The organism is Methyloceanibacter marginalis (assembly GCF_001723295.1).
Taxonomy (GTDB): Bacteria; Pseudomonadota; Alphaproteobacteria; order Rhizobiales; family Methyloligellaceae; genus Methyloceanibacter; species Methyloceanibacter marginalis.
In genome coordinates, this window is the sequence record NZ_LPWD01000217.1 from 1 (window position 1) to 1,686 (window position 1,686).

3 protein-coding genes are annotated in these 1,686 nt (G+C 69.4%); 1 reads left to right on the forward strand and 2 read right to left on the reverse strand.

Translation table 11 applies throughout. The features are described 5' to 3' along the window. On the reverse strand, positions 1–308 hold a 308-nt coding region (locus tag AUC71_RS19975), incomplete at its 3' end, for a hypothetical protein (RefSeq protein ID WP_193427029.1). Further along, positions 269–1,321, reverse strand: a complete 1,053-nt coding sequence (locus tag AUC71_RS08795; RefSeq protein ID WP_069623966.1) for an AsmA family protein — start codon at positions 1,319–1,321, stop codon at positions 269–271. The genes AUC71_RS19975 and AUC71_RS08795, both read right to left, overlap by 40 nt. Before the next feature lies 1 nt (position 1,322). Here AUC71_RS08795 and AUC71_RS08800 point away from each other — a divergent pair. Next, positions 1,323–1,686, forward strand: a 364-nt coding sequence (locus AUC71_RS08800; RefSeq protein WP_204376687.1) for a hypothetical protein, incomplete at its 3' end; no start/stop codon positions are given.

Below are 1,686 nucleotides of genomic sequence, written 5' to 3' on the forward strand. Positions count from 1 at the left end.
GCCGCGGCCTGTTCGGCGGCTTCTCTTTCAGCCGCAGCCTGTGCCTCGGCTTCAGCCTTCTCCCGCGCCGCTCTCTCGGCGGCGGCCCGTTCGGCAGCAGCGCGTTCGGCGGCAGCCCGTTCGGCGGCAGCCCGTTCCGCGGCAGCTTTTTCCGCCGCTGCCCGTTCGGCGGCGGCCCTGTCCTCCGCGGTGCTGTCTTGCCGGGCGGCGCGCCCGCTCACGTCCAGCGTCTCGAGCCGCTCCACGTCTTCCTGGAGGCGGCGAATCGTCAGGTAGCTCTCGATGGCCGCCGTATCGACGGCGGGCACGATGGCGCCCGCCTCATCGAGAGGCCCGGCGAACACCACGCTGACGGGCGGAACCTTCTCGCTGCCGGGCCCGTCAAACGCATCTGCCATTCGCTGTCGAGCTTGAGACTGGCGAGCTCCACATAGGCGTTGACGTCTGCCTCGGCGCCGGTCCCCGCCAGCGTGGTAGGCGCAAGGCGCACCGTGCCGTTCTTGACGTCGAGCGCGAAGGTCGCCGGCGCAAAGCCGTACGTGCCGTCGGTCAGCGTGTTGCGAACTTGCTCGGTGTCCGCGTCGATCTCCGCCTTGGTCGCCTTGATCGTGGTGTTGGCCGCCTTGGCCGCGACTTTGCGCAAGGGCTCGGACGTCATGGCCGTCAGCACGCCTTCGCCGAGCGCGAGCGTGCCCTTGCCGCTCAGGCCGGCGACAAGGCCCGGCGGGCTCAAGCCCTCCCCTTGCACGGAGAAGGCGATGTCGAACGGGCCTTCGGCGAGATTGTTTCCGGCGACCGCCTCGGACAGCGCCCCGAGGCTGGCGTTTTTCAGGTCGGCCTTGGCGGTGAGCGCCGCACCGTTTCCGCGCGGCGAGAGGACGCCCGAGGCGGCAAAGTCGCCGCCGAACAACCGCCCGTCGAGATCCGTGATCGCAAGACCATCATTGTCGACCCGGGCATTGAGCGTGGCGTCCGCGACCTGGAACGGCGCGCCGAGGACGAGCGTCCTGGCGTTGAGGGTGACGTCGCCTTCAGCGTTGTCGATGAGATCGAGGGCGAAGCCGCGTGCCGGCCACACTTCAGCGGCATCCGCGCTGACCGAGCCCAGCATCTCTTCAGTGGAGGCCGTGCGCTCCCACGCCACGAGGACGCCCAGCACCGCCGGCAGCGAGACGCGCTCCGCATTGGCGGCGATCTTGAACTTGGTGGTCACTCCGTCGCGCTCGAAATGCGCGCTGCCTTCGATGGCGTCGCCCGCGACCTCGGCCTTGACGGAGTCGAGATCGATGACGCCGGCTTTCTTTCTCAGGTTGGCGCTCACCGTGAGCGGCACCGCGTTGGCGCTGGGGGGGCGCATCGAGACCCAGCAGCGGCAGCGCGAGGCTCGCGTCCTGCGTCGCCACAGACGCGTAACCGTTCAAGGCGACGCCGTCGTCTTGCAGCGTCCCCTGCCCTTCAAAGGCAAGCTGCAGGGCGCCGGTCTCCAAGGCGGCCCGGCCGGTCAGTTTTTTGCTCGGCACGCCGGCAAGCTTCACCGACAACGTTCCTTCGGCGCCGGCTGCCGCGGCGAGCTTGTCCTGCGGCAGGTCGGGAAAGAGGAGAACGAGCAAGGCTTGCGGCTTCTCGCCGGTGACGCTGCCCCCGACATTGATCTCCGCATCGGCAAGCTCGGCGGGCGCGCCATGC